The 20,599-nt window shown below is 61.4% G+C and carries 17 protein-coding genes; 12 read left to right on the top strand and 5 right to left on the bottom strand.

The window, feature by feature from the left end; all coding sequences use genetic code 11:
• The first annotated feature begins 207 nt into the window (after window positions 1-207).
• From NCS00_RS17670 to NCS00_RS17640, 7 genes are all read left to right on the top strand, one after another.
• Window positions 208-1,419: an ABC transporter substrate-binding protein gene (locus tag NCS00_RS17670; RefSeq protein WP_008353271.1), complete on the top strand. Its 1,212-nt coding sequence runs from the start codon at window positions 208-210 to the stop codon at window positions 1,417-1,419.
• A 763-nt stretch (window positions 1,420-2,182) separates the two neighbouring features.
• Window positions 2,183-3,055 carry a branched-chain amino acid ABC transporter permease gene (locus tag NCS00_RS17665; RefSeq protein WP_008353273.1) on the top strand — a complete coding sequence of 291 codons (873 nt, stop codon included), beginning with the start codon at window positions 2,183-2,185 and terminating at the stop codon, window positions 3,053-3,055.
• A 10-nt stretch (window positions 3,056-3,065) separates the two neighbouring features.
• Window positions 3,066-5,009, top strand: a complete 1,944-nt coding sequence (locus tag NCS00_RS17660; RefSeq protein WP_175979376.1) for a branched-chain amino acid ABC transporter ATP-binding protein/permease — start codon at window positions 3,066-3,068, stop codon at window positions 5,007-5,009.
• Between the two features lie 662 nt (window positions 5,010-5,671).
• A complete protein-coding gene (locus NCS00_RS17655) occupies window positions 5,672-6,406 on the top strand; it encodes an ABC transporter ATP-binding protein (RefSeq protein ID WP_175979375.1) in 735 nt (244 codons plus the stop codon).
• A gap of 82 nt (window positions 6,407-6,488) precedes the next feature.
• On the top strand, window positions 6,489-7,325 hold the full coding sequence (locus NCS00_RS17650; RefSeq protein WP_250440629.1) for a shikimate dehydrogenase family protein: 837 nt from the start codon (window positions 6,489-6,491) through the stop codon (window positions 7,323-7,325).
• A 122-nt stretch (window positions 7,326-7,447) separates the two neighbouring features.
• A complete protein-coding gene (locus NCS00_RS17645; RefSeq protein ID WP_175979374.1) occupies window positions 7,448-9,373 on the top strand; it encodes a potassium transporter Kup in 1,926 nt (641 codons plus the stop codon).
• Between the two features lie 96 nt (window positions 9,374-9,469).
• Window positions 9,470-11,470: an acyl CoA:acetate/3-ketoacid CoA transferase gene (locus NCS00_RS17640; protein WP_250440628.1), complete on the top strand. Its 2,001-nt coding sequence runs from the start codon at window positions 9,470-9,472 to the stop codon at window positions 11,468-11,470.
• Window positions 11,471-11,504: 34 nt separating this feature from the next.
• On the opposite strand, the gene NCS00_RS17635 is transcribed toward NCS00_RS17640, so the two are convergent.
• On the bottom strand, window positions 11,505-13,013 hold the full coding sequence (locus tag NCS00_RS17635; protein WP_175979570.1) for an amino acid permease: 1,509 nt from the start codon (window positions 13,011-13,013) through the stop codon (window positions 11,505-11,507).
• A gap of 432 nt (window positions 13,014-13,445) precedes the next feature.
• Between NCS00_RS17635 and NCS00_RS17630 the strand changes: the two genes are divergently transcribed.
• Window positions 13,446-14,102, top strand: coding sequence for a peroxiredoxin (locus tag NCS00_RS17630; RefSeq protein ID WP_250440627.1), 657 nt, complete (start codon window positions 13,446-13,448; stop codon window positions 14,100-14,102).
• Between the two features lie 66 nt (window positions 14,103-14,168).
• On the opposite strand, the gene NCS00_RS17625 is transcribed toward NCS00_RS17630, so the two are convergent.
• Complete coding sequence (locus tag NCS00_RS17625) at window positions 14,169-14,642, bottom strand: ferritin-like domain-containing protein (RefSeq protein WP_008353286.1); 474 nt, start codon at window positions 14,640-14,642, stop codon at window positions 14,169-14,171.
• Between the two features lie 179 nt (window positions 14,643-14,821).
• Entirely contained in the window at window positions 14,822-15,532 is a 711-nt protein-coding gene (locus NCS00_RS17620) for a FadR/GntR family transcriptional regulator (protein WP_008353287.1), read from the bottom strand.
• Between the two features lie 458 nt (window positions 15,533-15,990).
• Between NCS00_RS17620 and NCS00_RS17615 the strand changes: the two genes are divergently transcribed.
• The 3 genes from NCS00_RS17615 to NCS00_RS17605 all read left to right on the top strand — a co-directional run bounded on the left by NCS00_RS17615 (window position 15,991) and on the right by NCS00_RS17605 (window position 17,792).
• The gene (locus NCS00_RS17615; RefSeq protein WP_250435858.1) at window positions 15,991-16,884 is read left to right on the top strand and encodes a ketopantoate reductase family protein; all 894 of its coding nucleotides are present in this window, start codon (window positions 15,991-15,993) and stop codon (window positions 16,882-16,884) included.
• 103 nt (window positions 16,885-16,987) lie between these two features.
• Window positions 16,988-17,320: a DUF4148 domain-containing protein gene (locus NCS00_RS17610; RefSeq protein WP_008353289.1), complete on the top strand. Its 333-nt coding sequence runs from the start codon at window positions 16,988-16,990 to the stop codon at window positions 17,318-17,320.
• A 94-nt stretch (window positions 17,321-17,414) separates the two neighbouring features.
• Window positions 17,415-17,792 carry a DUF427 domain-containing protein gene (locus NCS00_RS17605; protein ID WP_250440626.1) on the top strand — a complete coding sequence of 126 codons (378 nt, stop codon included), beginning with the start codon at window positions 17,415-17,417 and terminating at the stop codon, window positions 17,790-17,792.
• A 3-nt stretch (window positions 17,793-17,795) separates the two neighbouring features.
• Here the strand turns inward: NCS00_RS17605 and NCS00_RS17600 are convergent, their stop codons facing one another.
• A complete protein-coding gene (locus tag NCS00_RS17600) occupies window positions 17,796-18,689 on the bottom strand; it encodes a LysR family transcriptional regulator ArgP (RefSeq protein WP_250440625.1) in 894 nt (297 codons plus the stop codon).
• 94 nt (window positions 18,690-18,783) lie between these two features.
• Between NCS00_RS17600 and NCS00_RS17595 the strand changes: the two genes are divergently transcribed.
• A complete protein-coding gene (locus tag NCS00_RS17595; protein WP_250440624.1) occupies window positions 18,784-19,911 on the top strand; it encodes an aminotransferase class I/II-fold pyridoxal phosphate-dependent enzyme in 1,128 nt (375 codons plus the stop codon).
• On the opposite strand, the gene msrA is transcribed toward NCS00_RS17595, so the two are convergent.
• Complete coding sequence (gene msrA / locus NCS00_RS17590; protein WP_250440705.1) at window positions 19,875-20,570, bottom strand: peptide-methionine (S)-S-oxide reductase MsrA; 696 nt, start codon at window positions 20,568-20,570, stop codon at window positions 19,875-19,877. The two genes, NCS00_RS17595 and msrA, sit on opposite strands and share 37 nt — an antisense overlap.
• Window positions 20,571-20,599 lie beyond the last annotated feature (29 nt).

The raw sequence follows: 20,599 nt of genomic DNA, 5'->3' as shown, positions 1-20,599 counted from the left end.
TGCCGGGCTTTGCACAGTTGCGATGCATTGGGTGTGGCCTAACGCTCGTGCTCTTCGGGTATGTCCGAATATGGTCATATCCTTACATTTTTCTAAACTCGCTCACAGTCTATGTAATCGATAACGCGGAATGCGTTTAAAAGGCATTGCGAAATTCGCCGCGTTGCATGGGACTTTCAAATAACGAATCAGGCGACGGAGACACACATGAAGATGAAGCTCATTGCGAGCACGCTCGCGTTCGGCGTTTTCTCGTTGGCGCACGCGGCCGACCCGATCAAGATCGGCGTCGATGGTCCGTTCACGGGCGGTTCGTCTTCCATGGGTGTCAGCATGCGCGATGGCGTGCGTCTTGCCACCGCCGAGATCAACAAATCGGGCGGCGTGCTTGGGCGTCAGATCGTGCTGGTCGAGCGCGATGACGAAGCGAAGAACGAGCGCGGCGTGCAGATCGCGCAGGAGCTCATCAACAAGGAGAAGGTTGTCGCGGTTGTCGGCTATATCAACACGGGCGTAGCGCTCGCATCGCAGCGCTTCTTTCAGGAAGCGAAGATTCCGGTGTTCAACAATGTCGCGACCGGCACGGTGGTGACGAAGCAATTCGACGATCAGCCCGATAACTACGTGTTCCGCAACGCTGCCGCCGATCGCATTCAGGCACCGATGATCGTCGAGGAAGCGGTGACGAAGCGTGGCTTCAAGAAGGTCGCGATTCTCGCCGATTCGACCAACTACGGCCAGCTCGGCCGCGAGGATCTGGAAAAGGCGCTTGCCGCGAAAGGCGTGAAGCCCGTCGCCGTGGAGAAGTTCAACATCAAGGACGTCGACATGACGGCCCAGTTGCTGAAGGCGAAGGAGGCGGGTGCGGAAGCGGTGCTGACTTACGGCATCGGGCCCGAGCTTGCGCAGATCGCGAACGGCATGGCCAAGCTTGGATGGAAGGTGCCTTTGATCGGTAGCTGGACGCTTTCGATGGCCAATTACATCGACAATGCCGGCACTAACGGCGAAGGTGCGCGCATGCCGCAGACTTTCATTCAGGAAGCGAACACGCCGAAGCGCAAGGCCTTCATCGAGGCTTATCTGAAGGAATTCAAGCCGAAGAACGAGCGGATCGATTCGCCGGTTTCTGCTGCGCAAGGTTATGACTCGGTGTATTTGCTTGCTGCGGCGATCAAGCAGGCGGGGACGACGGATGGGCCGAAGGTCAAGGAAGCGCTCGAGAATTTGAACACTAAGGTGGAAGGTGTCGTGATGGTGTACGACAAGCCCTTTACGAAGGGCGATCACGAGGCTATTACGCCGAATGTGCCGGTTATCGGGGAGGTGAAGGGCGGGCGGGTGATCTATGCGTATGACGCCGATAAGAAAGGCGGCGGGACTCTGCGGTCCAAGCAGACCACTACTGCTTCGAATTGATTTTTTTATATCGCCGGATCCCGTATTCGTGTCGGTCTATTAGCGTTGCCCCTGTGCGGGGCGGCACCTACTTTCTTTGCTGCTGCAAAGAAAGTAGGCAAAGAAAGCAGCTTTTCAAGCCCGCGGTCACACGCAATTTGGGTAGTTCTCTCGTCCCAGGCGGCACTCGCCTAAAGAGTGCCCTCGAAGGACCAATCGGGCTTGGCTCGCGCACGGTCCGCCGAACCAGTTTTCGAAGGGCGCTGGTTCAGCACGAAAGAGCTTCGGCACAGCGCTACGCGCTGCCGCCGGGTCCGCAAGGGAAAGCGGCGAGCGGCGAGTGCCGTGAGATGGAGACGTTAGTAGAGAAGCACATGCATCCCCGCTTGACCGGTCGGCCGCGAAGCGGGCCGGAGCTATTTGGTGCTGAACCCGTTTGTTGTGTGGTGCGATGACACAGACCGTGCGCGAGCCGAGCCCGATTAGGTGTTTGAGGGCACTCTTTAGGCAGCCCACGATGGACGAGAGGACTACCCAAATTGCGTGTGACCGCGGGCGTATCAGGAGCTGCTTTCTTTGCTTACTTTCTTTGCAGCAGCAAAGAAAGTGAGTGCCGCCCCGCACAGGGGCAGTGCTAATAGACCGACGCGAGAGCGGGATCCGGCGACGACACCGAGCCGACACGAAAACGCGATCCAGCAAAACAGCATCACGCAAAAGCTATAGACCGAAGCGAAATCAGGAATCTCAAGAAGCGCAGACCTGCACAAGAAAAACCCCGACCATGATCCTCCTTCAACTCGTCTATAGCGGCATAGCACTCGGCATGATCTACGCCGTGATCGCGTTCGGCTATCAACTCACCTTCGCCACATCCGGCACGCTGAACTTCGGCCAGGGCGATGCCCTGATGCTCGGCGCGCTCGTCGGCCTCACGCTCGTATCCGCTGGCGTCAACTACTGGCTGATGATTCCGCTCGTGTGTCTCTTCGGCCTCACGCAGGGCGCGTTCGTCGAACGCATCGGCGTGCGGCCCGCCATCAAGATCAAGTCCGAGTTCGGCTGGATCATGTCGACGATCGCGCTCGGCATCATCTTCAAGAACGTCGCGGAAAACGTCTGGGGCCGCGACGATCTGCGCTTTCCTTCGCCCCTGCCCGAAGCGCCACTGAAGGTCTTCGGCGCAAACGTGCTGCCGATGGAACTGCTCGTCGTCGGCGGCGCGCTCGTGATGATGCTCGCGGTCGAGTTCTTCAACCGCAAGACGATCTTCGGCAAGGCCGTGGTCGCGACCGCGAACGATCGCGATGCAGCGTCGCTCATGGGCATCAACACCGGCCTCGTCATCACGTTTTCATATGCGCTTTCCTCGTTGACCGCTGCATTTGCAGGGGTTTTGATCGCGCCGCTGACATTGACCGGCGCGACGATGGGCGCGGTGCTCGGCCTCAAGGCGTTTGCCGTGGCGATCATCGGTGGCTTGTCGAGCGGCATGGGCATCATCGTCGGCGGGATGATCCTGGGCATCGCGGAGACGACGACCGGCTTCTATATCTCCACCGGCTACAAGGACGTGCCGGGACTCGTGCTGCTCTTGATCGTGCTCGCGGTCAAGCCCGCAGGTCTCTTCGGCAAGACGGCGATCAAGAAAGTCTGAGGCGGCGACGATGAAAGCAAAGAACTGGATCGCGGCGCTCGTCGGACTCGCCGCACTCGCAATTTTCCCGGTGGCGTCAGGCAATCCGTACTACATCCACCTCGTCGAAACCATCATGATCTACGCGATCCTGCTGTTCGGGCTCGATATCGTCGTGGGTTACACGGGGCAAGTGTCGCTCGGTCACGCGGGATTGTTCGGCGTGGGCGCATACACGGCGGGCGTGCTGTTCATCAAGCTCGGCATGCCGTTCTATCTGACCGCGCCGCTTTCGATTCTGATCACAGCCGGCTTCGGCGCGATCCTTGCATTGCCCGCGCTGCGCGTGTCCGGTCCGTATCTCGCGATGGTGACGCTCGCGTTCGGCACGATCATCCAGATTCTCATCAACGAGATGGATTTCCTCACCAACGGACCGATGGGTCTCAAGATCCCGAAGCCGATGTTCGCGGGACACAGGCTCGACGAGGTGCAGTACTACTGGCTCGTCGCGGCGCTGCTCGTCGTGTCGCTGATCGTCGTGCATCGCGTGCTGAAGTCGCATCTCGGGCGCGCATTCGAAGCGCTGCGAGACAGCCCGATCGCATCGGACTGCATGGGCGTGTCGGTGTATCGCTACAAGGTAATTGCATTCGTAATCAGTGCGGGATTCGCGGGCCTCGCGGGCTGCCTGTACTCGTATTCCGAGCAATACATTTCGCCTAACACCTATAACTTCGAACTGACCATCCTCTTCCTGCTCGCCATCATCATGGGCGGACGCAAGACGCGCACGGGCGCGATCATCGGTTCGACGGTGATCGTCATGTTACCCAAGCTGCTCGACGATATCTCCAACTTCCGCGTCGTCGCGACGGCGCTGGCGGTCGTCGTCGTCGCGGGCGCCGCGCTTGCGCTCGCGAAGAAGACGACGACGCCGCAGCGCGTTGCGGTGCCGATCGTCGGCACGGCGGGACTAGCGGTGTTTTCGTTCTGGATCGAGGCGCTCACCGACTGGCGTCTGACCATCTTCGGTCTGATGATCCTGCTCGTCGTTTATTACCTGCAGGATGGCATCGTCGGCTTCGTGCGCAAGACGCTGAACCTTGGCCGCGTGCGCGTGACGAAGGTCGATACCGATGAGCTCGCGAGCCATACGCGCCAGGACGATGCCGTCGCGGCGGTCGATACGGAAGGCGCGGATACGATCCTCGACGTGCGCGGCGTGCTGATGCAGTTCAGCGGCCTGAAGGCGTTGAACGATGTGAATCTCACTGTGAAGCGCGGCACGATCCACGGCCTCATCGGTCCCAACGGTTCCGGCAAGAGCACGATGATGAACGTGCTGACGGGCATCTATGTCCCGACTGCTGGCGCGATCGAATACGAGGGGCAATCGCTCGCGGGGCGTACGTCGTCGAAGATTGCGCTGTCGGGCATCGCTCGGACGTTTCAAAACGTGCAGCTCTTCGGCGAGATGACGGCTTTGGAGAATGTGCTCGTCGGCTTGCATCACACGTTCAGATCGAACATCGCGGATGTCGGCGTGATGAGTCCGCGATATCGGCGCGAAGAGCGCTCGGCGCGCGAGCGTGCGTTCAACATGCTTCGTTTTGTGGGCCTGGAGCATGTCGCCGGAGAGGAAGCGCGCAATCTGCCCTACGGCAAGCAGCGTCTGCTTGAAATCGCGCGTGCGTTGGCGCTCGATCCGCAATTGCTTCTGCTCGATGAACCCGCGGCCGGATTGACCGCGCCGGATATTCGCGAACTCGTCGCGATCATTCGCAAGGTGCGCAATCATGGCATCACGCTTGTGTTGATCGAGCATCATATGGATGTGGTGATGAGCGTTTGCGATACGGTTTCCGTGCTGGACTTCGGGCAGAAAATCGCCGAAGGGAAGCCTTCCGAGATTCAGGCTAATGAGAAGGTTATCGAGGCTTATTTGGGGGGGCAGGCGGCGCAGGTGGCTTAGGTTTTGTTTTCGCCGGATCCCGTTTTTTTAGTGGTCTATTAGCGTTGCCCCTGTGCGGGGCGGCACCTACTTTCTTTGCTGCTGCAAAGAAAGTAGGCAAAGAAAGCAGCTTTTCAAGCCCGCGGTCACACGCAATTTGGGTAGTTCTCTCGTCCTCGGTGGCACTCGCCTAAGTGTCGCCCTCAAAGGACCAATCGGGCTTGGATCGCGCACGGTCTGACGAGCTAGTTTTAGATGGCCGCTGGTTCAGCACGAAAGAGCTTCGGCACAGCGCTACGCGCTGCCGCCGGGTCCGCAAGGGAAACCAAAGGGCGGCGATTGCAGTGAGATGGAGACGTTAGTAGAGAAGCACGCGCGGACCCGATTGACCGGTCGGCCGCGAAGCGGGCTGGAGCTGTTTGGTGCTGAACCAGTTTGTTGTGTGGTGCGACGAGGCGGACCGTGCGCGAGCCAAGCCCGATGGGACCTATGAGGGCACTCGTTAGGCAGCCCACGAAGGACGAGAGGACTACCCAAATTGCGTGTGACCGCGGGCGTATCGGAAGCTGCTTTCTTTGCTTACTTTCTTTGCAGCAGCAAAGAAAGTGAGTGCCGCCCCGCACAGGGGCAGTGCTAATAGACCGACACGATCACAGGATTCCCCCAAAAGCCGAAAAAGAAAAATGCTGACGATAACAAACCTCCACGCCGGCTACGGCAAAGTCAAAGTCCTCCACGGCATCTCACTAACCGTGCCGAAGGCAAAAGTCGTCACGCTGATCGGCTCGAACGGCGCCGGCAAGACCACGACGATGCGCGCCATCTCCGGCATGATCAAGCCGACCGAAGGCGAAATCACAATGGGCGTCGGCAGCAACTCCAAGCGCATCGATTCGCTCGATTCGCACAAGATCGCGCGCCTCGGACTCGCGCATTCACCGGAAGGACGCCGCGTATTCGCGACCATGTCCGTCACCGATAACCTGCTGCTCGGCGCTTTTCCGCGTCTCACATGGTCGCGCCCGAAGGGCGATGTCAGCGCCGATCTCGAACGCGCGATCGAACTCTTTCCGCGTCTGAAAGAACGTCGCAATCAACTCGCCGGCACGCTATCGGGCGGCGAACAGCAGATGCTCGCCATGGCGCGCGCCATCATGCTCAATCCGGACCTCGTCCTGCTCGACGAACCGTCGATGGGTCTCGCGCCCATTCTCGTCGACGAAGTCTTTCGCATCATCGAGCGCCTCAAAGCGGACGGCGTCACGATGCTGCTAGTCGAACAGTTCGCAGCCGCAGCGCTCAATGTCGCGGATTACGGCTACGTGCTCGAAAACGGGCGCGTCGCGACGCACGGCCCGGCAGAGCAGTTGCGCAATGATCCGTCGGTGAAGGCGGCCTACCTCGGCGCGAGTCACTGATTGCCGCACTGCGGCAGACGCAATCCGCTCTATCATGATCGGAGCGCGACCGCGCGCGTCCGACATCGTGAAAGGAGCTGCCATGATCAGCGGCAAGACCACTCTGATTGCTCACCTCGGCTACCCGACCGAAGCGTTCAAGGCGCCGATGATCTACAACCCCTGGTTCGACAAACAGGGCATCGATGCGGTCGTCGTGCCGATGGGCGTCAAACCCGACGATTACGTCGCGTTCCTGCCGCATCTGTTCAAGCTGACGAACATCCGCGGCGCGCTCGTCACCATGCCGCACAAGATCACGACCGTCGGCCTGATGGATGAAGTGAGTCCCACCGCGCGCATCGCCGGAGCCTGCAACGCAATCCTGAAGCGCGAAGACGGCACGCTCGTCGGCGATCAGTTCGACGGCGCTGGGTTCGTGCGCGGCGTCGAGCGCAAGGGCCGCAAACTCGCGGGCACACGCGTGCTCGTGCTCGGCAGCGGCGGCGTCGGCTCGCCGATCGCGGCATCGCTCGCGGCGGCGGGCGTCGCGGAACTCGCTATCTTCGACACCAACACGGCGTCCGTCGAAGGGCTCGCCTCGCGCTTGCGCGAGCACTATCCGAACCTGATCGTCAGAACCGATACGAAAGATCCCGACGGCTTCGACGTCATCGTCAACGCGACACCGCTCGGCATGAAGGACACGGACCCGCTGCCGTTCGATATCGACCGCATCGCGCCAGGCACGTTCGTCGGCGAAGTGGTGATGAAGTCGGAATACACGCCGCTCCTGCGCGCCGCGAAAGACAAGGGCTGCGCCGTGCAGGTCGGCACGGACATGCTGTTCGAGATGATTCCGGCGTATCTGGAGTTCTTCGGCTACGGCACCGCCACTGCCGACGAGCTGCGCGCGGTCGCTCAGATCAAATACGCGTAACGAAGCCTGCGCGGACATAACCGCGCTTCGTTCCTATACTTTTATCGACACAGCAAGGCAGACGCTCATCCTCTGACAAATAGGCCGCCCGCATGCGCGGCTCGGAAAAGCAGGGAGGAATCATGGGATCGACTGCACCCGGCTTGCCGGCCGATGACAATCACGCGCCGAAGCCGCACGGCCATCCGGCATTGATGGGGCTCTCGCTCGCGGCGCTCGGCGTAGTCTACGGTGATATCGGCACGAGTCCGCTCTATACGCTCAAGACCGTGTTCGATCCCGCGGGCGGCCTGCCTTTGCAGCCGGCGAACGTGATCGGCATCGTGTCGCTGATCTTCTGGTCGCTCACCATCATCGTGTCGCTCAAGTACGTGACGCTGATCCTGCGCGCCAACAATCACGGCGAAGGCGGCATCATGGCGCTGCTCGCGCTCGCGGCATCGTCGGTGGAATCGAAGAAGCGGCTGAAGCATGTGCTGCTGCTCGTCGGCGTGATGGGCGCGGCGCTCTTTTACGGCGATGGCGTCATCACGCCCGCCATTTCCGTGCTGAGCGCAGTGGAAGGCCTCGAAGTGGCGGCGCCCGGCCTTCAGCCTTATGTCGTGCCCCTCACGCTCGTCGCGCTGGTCGCGCTGTTCGTGATGCAAAAGCACGGTACGTCGGGCATCGGCGCCGTCTTCGGGCCGGTGATGGTGCTGTGGTTCATCGTGCTGGCCGTGTCGGGGCTCATGAACATCAAGGAATCGCCGCATATCCTCGCGGCGCTCAATCCGCTCGAAGGACTCGAGTTCTGCATGCGGCATCGGTGGCTCGCGTTCGTTGCGCTGGGCGCGGTCGTGCTTTCGCTCACGGGCGCCGAAGCGCTCTATGCCGACATGGGCCACTTCGGTTCGCGGCCCATCCGCCTGACATGGTTCGCGATCGTCTTCCCCGCGCTCGCGCTCAACTATCTCGGTCAGGGCGCGCTTCTTATCGCCGATCCCGCCGCGTTGCAGAATCCGTTCTACCGGCTCTTTCCATCGTGGATGCTCTATCCGATGGTCGTGCTCTCCACCATCGCGACCGTCATCGCATCGCAGGCCGTGATCTCGGGCACCTATTCGATGACCAAGCAGGCGATGCAGCTCGGCTTTCTGCCGCGCATGAGCGTCGTGTACACATCGGCTCGGGAGATCGGGCAGATCTATGTGCCGGGCATCAACTGGACGCTCCTGCTCGCAGTGGTCGCGGCCGTGCTCGGCTTCGGCTCGTCGACGGCGCTCGGCTCCGCATACGGCATCGCGGTCACGGGCACGATGCTCATCACCACGTTGCTGACGTTCTTCGTGATCCGCTATGCGTGGCGATACAACTGGGCACTATGTATCTTCGCCACCGCGTTCTTCTTCGTGATCGACGCGATGTTCTTTTCGGCGAATTGCCTGAAGATTGCGGACGGCGGCTGGTTCCCGGTGGCGATCGGTCTCGTGATGTTCACGATCATGGCGACGTGGGGACGCGGTGCGCAGATGATGATCCAGGAAGCGCGCGCGCGTGCGGGCACGATGCCGCTCAAGCCGTTTCTCGCCAACCTGCTCGAACGTTCGCCGGCGCGCGTGGAAGGCACGGCGATCTTCATGTCGAACGATCCGAGCGGCGTGCCGCATTCGCTGCTGAACAACCTCATGCATAACCGCGTGCTGCACGAACACACGGTCTTTTTGACGGTCGCGACCGAGCCTGTGCCATGGGTCGACGAAGCGCGCCGCGTGTCGATCGAAACGCTCGGCAACGGCTGCTTCCAGGTGACGGTGAACTACGGTTTCAAGGACGAAGTCGATCTTCCCGCCGCGCTGGAAAAGTGCCGCGGGGCCGGGCTGAAATTCGATCGCGCGACGATCTCGTACTTCATGTCGCGCGCGACCGTCGTGCCGACGCCCGGCGCCGGCATGGCCTTATGGCGCGAACGGCTGTTCGCGATCATGTTGCACAATGTCGGCAACGTCGCGGCCTATTTGCGATTACCGGCCGATCGCGTGATCGAACTCGGCGCGCGCGTCGAGATATGACGGCGCAAATCAGCTGATTTGCGTGCGTTCGACGCAAGCAGGCGGCGCGTATTCAAGCGAAACTCACGATAAGAAATGCGGCAGACAGGAGACGCCATGACCGCCAGCAACACGCCGACCCGCCATCCGTTTCCATCGACAGCGCGCCTCGTCGAACGCGGCAAGATCTCGTCCGCGCGCGAGGCCGTGCGTCTGATCCGCTCGGGCGACACGATCGCGACGAGCGGTTTCGTCGGCATCGGCTTCGCGGAGGAAGTGGCGATCGCGCTCGAAGAACGCTTCGTCGAAGGCGACGATCCGATCGCGGACCTCACGCTCGTGTATGCGGCGGGCCAGGGCGATGGCCGCAGCAAAGGCCTCAATCATCTGGCGCGCGAAGGGCTCGTCAAGCGCGTGATCGGCGGGCACTGGGGACTCGTGCCGGGCCTTCAGAAGATGGCGATCGAGAATCGCATCGAAGCGTATAACCTGCCGCAAGGCGTGATCTCGCAGCTCTTTCGCGATATCGCCGCGCATCGGCCAGGGCAACTTTCGACGGTCGGGCTCGGCACCTTCGTCGATCCGCGCAACGGCGGCGGCAAGCTCAATGCGCGCACGACGGAAGATCTCGTGCGGCTCATGGAGATCGACGGCACGGATTATCTCTACTACAAGACCTTTCCGATCGACGTCGCCATCGTGCGCGGCACGACCGCCGATCTCAACGGCAACGTCACGATGGAAAAGGAAGCGCTGACGCTCGAAGCGTTGTCCATCGCGATGGCCGCGCGCAATTCGGGCGGCATCGTGATCGCGCAAGTCGAGCGGCTTGCGGAATCGAACACGCTCAACTCGCGCCAAGTGAAGATACCCGGCGTGATGGTCGACTGCGTCGTACTGGCAAAGCCCGACAATCACTGGCAGACCTTCGGCGAGCAATACAGCGCGGCGTTTTCGAGCGAATTGCGCGTGGCCGCGAGTTCGGTGCCGCCGATGTCGCTTACGGAACGCAAGATCATCGCGCGGCGAGCGGCGTTCGAATTGATGGCCAATAGCGTCGTGAATCTCGGCATCGGCATGCCGGAGGGCATCGCGAGCGTCGCGAACGAAGAGCAGGTGATCGATCTCTTCACGATGACGACGGAGCCGGGCGTGATCGGCGGCATTCCCGCGGGCGGCCTCAATTTCGGCGCGGCGACGAATACGCAGGCGATCATCGATCAGCCGTATCAGTTCGACTTCTACGATGGCGGCGGCCTCGACATCGCGTTCCTAGGTCTTGCGCAAGCGGACGGCGAAGGCAATCTCAACGTGAGCAAGTTCGGGCCGAAGCTCGCGGGCGCGGGCGGCTTCATCAATATCAGCCAGGCGGCGAAGAAGGTCGTGTTCGTCGGCACTTTCAATGCGGGCAAGCTCGATGTCGCGATCAACGAAGGCAAGCTCGAGGTTCGCCGCGAAGGCGAATGCCGCAAGTTCGTCGATGCCGTCGAGCATCGCACGTTCAGCGGGCGTTATGCGGCGGAGCGCGGGCAGACCGTGATCTATATCACCGAGCGTTGCGTGTTCGAACTCACGGACAAGGGACTTGCGCTGACCGAGGTCGCACCGGGCGTCGATATCGAGCGAGACATCGTCGCGCAAATGGGTTTCGCGCCGATCATGGACACGCCGCCGCGTCTGATGGACGAACGCATCTTCCGCGATGCGCCAATGGGCTTGCGCAATATCCTGCTGAGGCTCGATCTCTCCGAACGCTTCAGCTACGACGCGGAGAAGAATCTCTTCTTCATCAACTTCGAAGGCCATGAAGTGAAGAGCCTGAGCGATGTCGAAGCGATTCGCCGCGAAGTCGAAAAGCAGTTAGCGGGCGTGACGACGAAGCCGCACGCGATCGTGAACTACGATAACTTTTCGATTCGCCCCGACATGCTCGACGCGTATTCGGAAATGGTCACGAAGCTCGTCGATGGACACTATGACCGCGTGACGCGCTATACGACGAGCAGCTTTCTAAGGCTGAAACTCGGCGACGCACTGAAACGTCGCGGCGTCGCGCCGTATATCTACGAAAGCCCTGAAGAAGCGCGCGAACACGAATCGAAACGCGCGTCGGAATGAAGCAAGGGCCGCGATTCGAGCGGCCCTTCGAATGTCATCCGCGAGCGGGGCGACGCGGCGCGGCTTCTCGCTGATTGCGCAGCCTGCTATGACGTATGCCGTAGCCGAAGTAAATGACGACGCCGATCGCCATCCAGACGATGAGCCGTATCCACGTATCGGCGGGCAGGCCGGACATCAGAAAGAGCGATGACAACGCGCCGAGCGGCGCGACCACATACACCGCGGGCGTCTTGAATGCGCGTTCGAGATTCGGCTGCGTGATGCGCAACACGAGCACGCCGATGCACACCACCATGAACGCGAACAGCGTGCCGATGCTCACGAGTTCACCGACGAGACCGATGGGCAACAGTCCCGCAAGAATCATCACGATGATGCCGGTGATGATGGTCGTGATATAGGGCGTGTGAAAGCGCGGGTGAATCTTCGATGCGAACGGTGGCAAGAGTCCGTCCTTCGCCATCGAATAGAAGATGCGCGGCTGCGACAGCAACAGCACGAGAATCACCGACGTCAGACCGAAAATCGCGCCCAGTTTCACGATGGGCGAAAGCCAGCGCATGCCGATCGCATCGACGCCGACTGCGATCGGGTCCGACACGTTCAGCTTGTCGTAAGACACGATGCCGGTGAGTACGTACGAAACGAGCACGTAGAGAATGGTGCAGATCGTGAGCGAACCGAGAAGGCCGATCGGCATGTCGCGTCGCGGATTGCGCGTCTCCTGCGCGACGCACGATACCGAATCGAAACCGATATAGGCAAAGAACACGACGGCCGCGCCACGCAACACGCCGCTCATGCCGAACACGCCCGACTCGCCGGTATTCGGCGGTATGAACGCGCCGGTCGGATTTTGCGGAGTGACCCAGTGGTTCGTATCGACATAGGCGATGCCCGCCGCGATGAACGCGAGCACGATCAGCACCTTGATGACGACGATGAAGCTGTTCACACGCGCCGACTCGCGTATGCCGATAACCAGAAGAATCGTGATGAGCCCGACGATCACCATCGCGGGCACGTTGAGGATCGCGCCGACATGACTCCAGCCGTGACCGGGATCGTAAGCGAACGGCGCTTTCGCAAGCTGTTCGGGTATGTCGATGCCGATCGAATGCAGAAAGCTCACGACATAACCCGACCATCCGATCGCGACGGTCGTTGCGCCGACCGCGTATTCGAGTATCAGATCCCAGCCGATGAGCCACGCGATCAGTTCGCCCATCGTCGCATAAGCGTAGGTGTACGCGCTCCCCGATACGGGCACGGTGGAAGCCATCTCTGCATAACACAGGCCAGCGAGCGCACAAACGATTGCGCCGAGCACGAAAGAGATGATGATCGCGGGGCCGGCGTTGGTGGCGGCCGCGTGGCCCGTCAGCACGAAAATCCCCGCGCCGATGATGCAGCCGATGCCGAGCAACACGACATCGAGCGCGGTGAGCGAACGCTTCAGCGCGTGGCCGCCGTGTTCCTGAAGCACTTCCTCGCTTTCGGCCGCTTCGCTTTGCAACGCAGCAACGGACTTTCTTTGCATGACGGTCACGATCGCCTCCTTATGCGGCGGCAGCGTGGCCACGCCGGGTGGCGCGGCGAATTCTGTCGCCTGTTCGACTGCGCGATGATCCAGGTGCCTGCGGCCTTGCACTTGCACGTTCGGTCTGACGTATGTGTCTCGTGATAGCAGATTTCGCCGGCGAATTCGAGCGCGGCGCCGTGCGAAACGCGAGCAACGGACATTTACGAAATATGCTTATTCACGGCGTCGCGGGTACGGAGCAGGAAACGTGCCGCTGACTATATCCGCCGTGGCTCGTGCGGCGCGACGCATGACCACACGACGCCAGCGGTCATCAATTGCCGATGCATCGCGCACTATAATCACATTCACGATTGCAATCCTTAACCCGGAAACCGTTCTTATGCATATGGAACGTTCACCGGCCTTTTCCTCACGTGGAGATTTGATATGGCTATACGCATTGGTGATGAAGCCCCCGATTTCACGGCAGAGACGACCGAAGGCACGATTCGCTTTCACGAGTGGATCGGCGACAAATGGGCAATCCTGTTCTCGCATCCGAAGGACTTCACGCCGGTTTGCACGACCGAGCTCGGTTATATGGCCAAGCTCAAGCCCGAGTTCGACAAGCGCAATACGAAGGTGATCGGCCTCTCGATCGACCCGGTGACGAATCACTCGCAGTGGGCGAAGGACATCGAGGAAACGCAGGGCGCGGCGGTCAACTATCCGATGATCGGCGACGCGGATCTCAACGTCGCGAAGCTCTACGACATGATCCATCCGAACGCGAGCGGCGCGAATCCGCGCACGGCGAACGACAACGCGACGATCCGCGCGGTGTTCATCGTCGGTCCGGACAAGAAGGTGAAGGCCACGTTCACGTATCCGATGAGCGCGGGCCGCAACTTCGACGAAGTGCTGCGCCTGCTCGACGCGCTGCAACTGAACGCGAAGCACACGGTCGCGACGCCGGTGAACTGGAAGCCGGGCGATGACGTCATCATTCCGACGTCCGTCTCGGATGAAGACGCGAAGAAGAAGTATCCCGAAGGCTTCAAGACGCTGAAGCCCTATCTGCGCACGGTCGCGCAGCCGAAGTAAGACACGGCGCTTCCGGGCGTCTCAGGCGCCGGCCCGCGAAATGCGGACCGGCGCTTTTCATTTCGCTCAGTTATGCCCCGTGCGTCGCTCGGGCGACGTTTCGACTTCGCCGGGCCTGCGCAGCATCTTGTCCACTTCGCCCGCGTGCAGTTCCTCGACCTGGATCATCTGCCGCGCGTATTCCTCCAGCGCGACGGAACGGTCTTCGACGAGCGAGAGCAACTCGCGATATTGACCGAGCGCGACGTTTTCCGATTGCAGCGATTCGCGCAGGATCGTCGCGATGTCGAACGTGTGATTGTCGAGCAGCGGGCCTATCTCAAGCGACGGATACGCGCCGAGCGTCGTGATCCATTCGCCGGCCTGATGCGCGTGCAGCAGGGACTCATCGGCCTGCGCGCGCAGCCACGAGACGATGGGAATGCGTCCGAAGCCGAAGACGAGAAACGAATAGTGCGTGTAACGCACGACACCCGCCAGTTCGGATTCGAGAATCTTGTTCAGGACGCCGACGACCCTTTCCTTTTCGAGCTCTGCCATTCTTGCCTCCGTTTTCCAACGCCGCGCATGCACAGGCATGACTCATTGTAGTCACGCGCGCGGCGCATGCGAGGCGAAAGTGCGGCGTCCGGGCGCGCAAGATGCGCTCCCGGCGGGCCATGGAGGCGATGCGGGCGGCCTGCCCGCCGCTGCATCCGAATGGTGATTCAGAACCGGCTTCAGGCGATTTCTTCGATCCAGAGCGAGGCCGTGCGCGATAGCACTTGCGACATGGCCGCTCGCGCGCCGTCGCCGTCGGCGGTTTCGATCGCGCGCACGAGCCTGCCGTAATCGCCGAGCTGCGAATCGGGCACGCGCGGCAGCGCATGGGGCTGATTGCGCAGCGCCGCCTTCATGGTGCGGATGCCGACGCGCACGACGCTGCCCATCTGCCTTAGCACTTCATCGCCGCTTGCATCGACGATGGCGGCCTGCAGCGCCTCTTCGGCGGCGGACTGCAAGGGTTCGGACGGGCTCGCATGCAGGAGCCGCTGATAGGCCGCGTTGATGGCGATGCGCTGATGCCGGTTCGCACGCGTCGCGGCGAGCGCGGCGGCAGGCGGATCGACGAGCGCGCGAAATTCCATCAGCCTGCGGATGCAGTCGGGATCGTGCAGCGCACGCATGCGCCACTCGGCGACTTCCGGGTCCATGATGAGCCATTCGCGTGCAGGCTTGATGCGCGTCCCCGTCTTGGGCCGCACGTCGAGCATGCGGCGCGAGATGAGAATGCTCAACGCCTCTCGCATGATGGTCCGGCTCACACCGTGCTTCTTCGAAAGAATGACTTGTGGCGGAAGCACGTTGTCCTGGTATTCGCCGCTCACGATGCCCGCGACGAGTTGATTCACCACGCGCTTGACGAGCGATGCTTCATATCCATGATTCATGTTTTTGTTCTCGTGATAACGCCCGCGCCTGCGGCTTCGAGCTGCTCGTCGCCGAGCGGCAAGGCCAGCGCTTGTCTAAGTTCACGGCGCCTCGGTGCGCCGCACGGTCGACCGCTCGCGCGATGCGCTTGCCCGGCACGCCGTGTATTTGGTCCCCCGGATTTGACTACTCGATGCGGCCTTGGCCGCACACCCCGCAGCGGTCGGCATTGTTTGGACAGCATCGTCGATCCGCTGAAAGAAGCGTATTGTGCGTGGCCCGTTTTAACAATATGGTGAGCCGCGAATTCGACTGACTATGGTGCGTCCGACCACAAAATCGCGTGGACACGGGCAGATGCGCGAATCCATGCGAAGTCCGCAAGCGTTTGCGCAACATCCGTGACGTAACGGACCGTCCGCAGCCATGTGTTACCTTTTCGAGCCACAGTTCAACATCGCAACGGGAGAAGCGAAACATGAAAGTCGCCGTCATGGGTGCGGGCGCGGTCGGTTGTTATTACGGCGGCATGCTCGCGCGCGCGAGTCACGAGGTCGTGCTGATCGCGCGGCCGCAGCATGTCGAGGCGATCGAACGCGACGGCTTGCGGCTCGACACGCAGCATTTCGACGAACGGGTACACGTCGCCGCGAGCACCGATGCGAGCGCCGTGAAGGGCGCGCAACTCGTGCTCTTCTGCGTGAAGTCCACGGACACCGAAAGCGCCGCGAAGGCACTCGCGCCTTATCTCGAACACGATGCGCTGCTGCTGTCGCTGCAAAACGGCGTCGAGAATGCGGAGCGCCTGCGCGAACTGTTGCCGCAAGAGGCGGCGGCCGCTGTCGTGTACGTCGCGACGGAAATGGCGGGGCCGGGGCACGTGAAGCACAACGGACGCGGTGAACTCGTGATCGAGCCATCGACGAAGAGCGAAGGCGTTGCGCGTGCGCTCGTGGCGGCGGGCGTGCCGACCGAAATCTCCGACAACGTGCGCGGCGCGCTATGGGCGAAGCTCGTGCTGAATTGCGCCTACAACGCGCTGTCCGCGATCACGCAGTTGCCTTATGGAAAGCTCGTGCAGGGCGAGGGCATTACACGCACGATGCGCGATGTCGTCGACGAATGCCTTGCGGTCGCGAAAGCGGACAACGTGACGATTCCCGGCGATGTCGATGCCGCCGTGCGCCGTATCGCCGAGACGATGCCGAATCAGTTCTCGTCGACGGCGCAGGATCTCGCGCGCGGCAAGAAGAGCGAGATCGATCATCTGAACGGGCTGATCGTGCGGCGTGGCGAAGCGCTCGGCGTGCCGACGCCGGCGAATCGCGTGCTGCATGCGCTCGTCAAGGCAATCGAGAGCAAGGGTTCGTAGGCGCGTTCTAGACGGACGACGGTCGTTGCCGGGCACGGGCGATGCTGAGTATGAAGCACGCACAGAAATCACCGTGCGCAGGCCAACATACCGGAGGTTCACCATGAAATCGTTCGTCAAAGCCGTGGCCGTCGCCGCTGTAGTGGTGGCGCCGGCGCTTTCATTCGCGCAAACCGATTCGTCGCTTACGCGGGGTCAGGTGAAGGAAGATCTGAGGCAGGTCGAAGCAGCGGGCTACGATCCGTCGCGCTCGGACCAGACTTCGTATCCGTCGGATATCCAGCGCGCCGAGCGCCGCGCATCGGGGCAGAACAATGCCTATAACGCCGATATGAATTCCTACGGCGGCGCAACCAGCGGCCGCTCGGCTGCAGGCATGCGCGCGATGCCGCGGATGGACAACGACGGCACCAAGCCCCTTTATTTCGGTCATTGATGCTGCGAGGGGCCGGGTTCTGCGTGTTCGACGCAACGGCGTTACCATCGATTCTTCCGTTCGCTATGGTGCGTTCGTTCGCAGGAAGACACTCATGGATAAAGCCGTCAAGATTCCCGGTCCCGATCATCCGATCACGATCGAGCGCAGTCCGTCGCGCGTGCTGGTCAAAGCGGGCGGACGCGTGATCGCCAATACGACCGAAGCGCTTTCATTGCGCGAGGCATCGTATCCCGAGGTGCTATATGTGCCGCGCAAGGACGTGGACATGTCGCAACTCGAACGCACGTCGCACACGACATACTGCCCTTACAAGGGTGAGTGCAGCTATTACAGTATCCCCTCAGGTGGACAAAAGTCGGCCAACGCGGTGTGGTCGTATGAGTCTCCTTATGAGGCTGTTGCGTCGATAAAAGATCATCTCGCGTTCTATCGAGATCGCGTGGATTCGATCGAAACCCGCGAAGCGTAATGCTCAATCGAGGAACGATCTGGGGCGATGTTTGAGCATCGCGCTGAAGTCGTCCAGCCAGCCGATCGAAAGACGCCAGCTCTGCCAGTAAAGATCGACGTCGAAGCGCGCACCGGGCGACACTTCCACCAGGTCGCCGTTTTCGACGTGCTGCGCGACGAGCCGTTGCGGACACATTCCCCACGCCAGCCCCGACGTGCACGCGCGCACGAAGCCCTCGCCATGCGGCACGACATGCGCGGGCGGTTCGATCTCCGCGCGGCTCATGCGTTTGATGAAGCGCTTCTGCAATTCATCCTTTTCGTTGAAATTGACGCAGGGCGCGCGGCGCAACGCATCGCGCGTGAGGCCATCGGCGAAATAGCGCGCGAAGTACGCGGGCGAACATACCGCGCGATAACGCATGCGTCCGAGCTTCATCGAACGCCAGCCGGGAACGGGCTCGGCTTGCGTGGTGATCGCGCCTTGCACATCGCCTTCGCGGATGCGTTGCGCCGTGTGATCCTGATCGTCGACGACGACATCGAGCAGCAGTTCACGTTCGATGCAAAAGTCCGCCGCGGCGTCGATGAACCATGTGCTCATGCTGTCGTCGTTCACCGCGATGCGCAATTTCGCGCGCCGCCCGCTCTGCGCGCCCGGCAAGGCTGGCATGTGCCCGCCGAGTTCGGCTTCGAGCAATTGCACGCGTTCGGTGTGGCGGCACAAGAGCGCGCCGGAAGCGGTTGCTTCGCATGGTTGGCCGCGCTTGACGAGCAGGGCGGCCACGCGCTCTTCAAGGAGCTTCACGCGCTGCGAGACGGCCGAAGGCGTGACGTTCAGTTCGCGCGCCGCACGCTCGAAAGAACCGGTGCGCACGACGGCAAGCAGCGAATCGAGGAGAGCGTAGTCGAGCATTAGCGTTCCTTAATCGGAATTAGAAAGTTTAGCTGCGTGAATGTACATCAGACGCGCAAACTAGAGCCTTCTTCCATTCCGATCAAGCGACGCGATGCAACCGAACCCGTTCAAACTCGAACGCTATTTCTCGCAGCACGAATTCACCGCGCGCCATCTGTTGTGCAGTTCCGATCCCGAATCGATGTCGATCGGCGAACTGCTTGCATATGAACCGGACTCGATCGACGGTCTGCGCGATACCTGGCTCGGTTATACGGAATATCCCGGCGCACCCGCGCTGCGGCGCGAACTGGCGACGCTGTACGAGAACATCGATGCTGACGAGATCATCGTGCACACGGGCGCTCAGGAAGCGATCTATTCGTTCATGAACACGATGCTCGCGCCAGGCGATCAGATGATCGTGCATATGCCGGGCTATCAGTCGCATTACACGGTGGCCGAGGCGCTGGGCGTGAGCGTTGCGCCGTGGAAGGCGCGCGAAGAAGCGGGCTGGTCGCTCGATCCGGCGGAGCTCGAAACGCTCGTCACGCCGGCCACACGCGCGCTCGTGATGTGCGTGCCGCACAATCCGACCGGTTATCTGCCGTCGCGCGACGTGTTCGATGCGATCGTCGCGTTCGCGCGCAAGCATGGACTATGGCTATTCAGCGACGAGGTGTATCGCGGGCTCGAACATGATCGCGCGGATCGTCTGCCCGCCGCATGCGATGTGTACGAGCGCGCGATTTCACTCGGTGCGCTCTCGAAGACGCACGGGCTCGCCGGCCTGCGCCTCGGCTGGATCGCGACGAAGAGCGCGCAAGTGCTCGAACGCATGAGCACGTTCAAGGACTATCTCACCATCAGCAACAGCGCGCCGAGCGAGTATCTGTCGGCGATTGCAGTGCGCCACACTGATGCGCTTATCGAACGCAATGTTTCGATCATCCGCGCGAATCTGGGCGTGCTAGACGCCTTCTTCGCGCGCCATGCGGATCGTTTCGAGTGGCATCGTCCGCGCGCGGGCACGATCGGTTTCGTGCGGTTGAAGCGCGAAAGCGCCGAGCGGTTCTGCGCAGAACTGCTCGAACGCACGGGCGTCCTGCTCTTGCCCTCGACGCTGGTCGATCACGGCGACGAGCATGTGCGCCTCGGTTTCGGCAGGCGCAACATGCCCGATGTGCTCGCGATCGTCGATGCCTATTTGGATGCGACCGTCACGAGCACCGCGTCCTGACGATAGGCGTCCGGATACATCTGCTTCAGGTTCGCCACTTTCGGCAGATCGTTGATCGCGATATAAGGGCTTTCCGGATGCTCCGTCAGATAGTTCTGGTGATAGCGTTCGGCCGGATAGAAGCCCTTGTAGTCTTCGATCTTCGTGACGATCCTGCCGCCATACACATGCGCCTTGTCGAGCTGCGCGATATACGCATTGGCGATTTCGCGCTGCGCTGCGTTCGTCGGGAATACGGCCGAGCGATATTGCGTGCCGTGATCGGGGCCTTGATAGTTCAGTTGCGTCGGATTGTGCGCGACCGAAAAGAAGATCTGCAGCAGCTTGCCGTACGACACCTGCGCCGGGTCATACGTGATCCGCACCGATTCCGCATGACCGGTATCGCCTCCGCTCACGCGATCGTATTGCGCCGTGCCGGCCGCGCCGCCCGCATAGCCCGACAGCGCTTCCTTCACGCCGCGAACGTGCTGAAACACGCCTTGCACGCCCCAGAAGCAGCCGCCCGCGAATACGGCCGTTTCCGTATGCACGGCCGTCGCGCTTTCGTCATGCACGGGCGGCGGAATCTTCACGGCTTCCTCGCTCGAATGCGCGACGCGCTGCAGTGCGAACGCGCCCGCGAACAATACGGCCACGCTGACGGCCTTGAATGTCATGCTGTTGGTCCTGAACATGTCTGCTCCTC

The organism is Caballeronia sp. AZ1_KS37 (assembly GCF_023631165.1).
GTDB classification, from domain to species: Bacteria; Pseudomonadota; Gammaproteobacteria; order Burkholderiales; family Burkholderiaceae; genus Caballeronia; species Caballeronia zhejiangensis.
Note: the sequence above shows the minus strand (reverse complement) of the source record. Positions and strands in the feature narration are given on the sequence as shown.

What these genes read in the sequence shown, in the direction of transcription:
- NCS00_RS17670 (WP_008353271.1), top strand. Translation starts at nt 208, where the DNA reads ATGAAGATGAAGCTCATTGCGAGCACGCTCGCGTTCGGCGTTTTCTCG.
- NCS00_RS17665 (WP_008353273.1), top strand. Translation starts at nt 2,183, where the DNA reads ATGATCCTCCTTCAACTCGTCTATAGCGGCATAGCACTCGGCATGATC.
- NCS00_RS17660 (WP_175979376.1), top strand. Translation starts at nt 3,066, where the DNA reads ATGAAAGCAAAGAACTGGATCGCGGCGCTCGTCGGACTCGCCGCACTC.
- NCS00_RS17655 (WP_175979375.1), top strand. Translation starts at nt 5,672, where the DNA reads ATGCTGACGATAACAAACCTCCACGCCGGCTACGGCAAAGTCAAAGTC.
- NCS00_RS17650 (WP_250440629.1), top strand. Translation starts at nt 6,489, where the DNA reads ATGATCAGCGGCAAGACCACTCTGATTGCTCACCTCGGCTACCCGACC.
- NCS00_RS17645 (WP_175979374.1), top strand. Translation starts at nt 7,448, where the DNA reads ATGGGATCGACTGCACCCGGCTTGCCGGCCGATGACAATCACGCGCCG.
- NCS00_RS17640 (WP_250440628.1), top strand. Translation starts at nt 9,470, where the DNA reads ATGACCGCCAGCAACACGCCGACCCGCCATCCGTTTCCATCGACAGCG.
- NCS00_RS17635 (WP_175979570.1), bottom strand. Translation starts at nt 13,013, where the DNA reads ATGCAAAGAAAGTCCGTTGCTGCGTTGCAAAGCGAAGCGGCCGAAAGC.
- NCS00_RS17630 (WP_250440627.1), top strand. Translation starts at nt 13,446, where the DNA reads ATGGCTATACGCATTGGTGATGAAGCCCCCGATTTCACGGCAGAGACG.
- NCS00_RS17625 (WP_008353286.1), bottom strand. Translation starts at nt 14,642, where the DNA reads ATGGCAGAGCTCGAAAAGGAAAGGGTCGTCGGCGTCCTGAACAAGATT.
- NCS00_RS17620 (WP_008353287.1), bottom strand. Translation starts at nt 15,532, where the DNA reads ATGAATCATGGATATGAAGCATCGCTCGTCAAGCGCGTGGTGAATCAA.
- NCS00_RS17615 (WP_250435858.1), top strand. Translation starts at nt 15,991, where the DNA reads ATGAAAGTCGCCGTCATGGGTGCGGGCGCGGTCGGTTGTTATTACGGC.
- NCS00_RS17610 (WP_008353289.1), top strand. Translation starts at nt 16,988, where the DNA reads ATGAAATCGTTCGTCAAAGCCGTGGCCGTCGCCGCTGTAGTGGTGGCG.
- NCS00_RS17605 (WP_250440626.1), top strand. Translation starts at nt 17,415, where the DNA reads ATGGATAAAGCCGTCAAGATTCCCGGTCCCGATCATCCGATCACGATC.
- NCS00_RS17600 (WP_250440625.1), bottom strand. Translation starts at nt 18,689, where the DNA reads ATGCTCGACTACGCTCTCCTCGATTCGCTGCTTGCCGTCGTGCGCACC.
- NCS00_RS17595 (WP_250440624.1), top strand. Translation starts at nt 18,784, where the DNA reads ATGCAACCGAACCCGTTCAAACTCGAACGCTATTTCTCGCAGCACGAA.
- msrA (WP_250440705.1), bottom strand. Translation starts at nt 20,570, where the DNA reads ATGACATTCAAGGCCGTCAGCGTGGCCGTATTGTTCGCGGGCGCGTTC.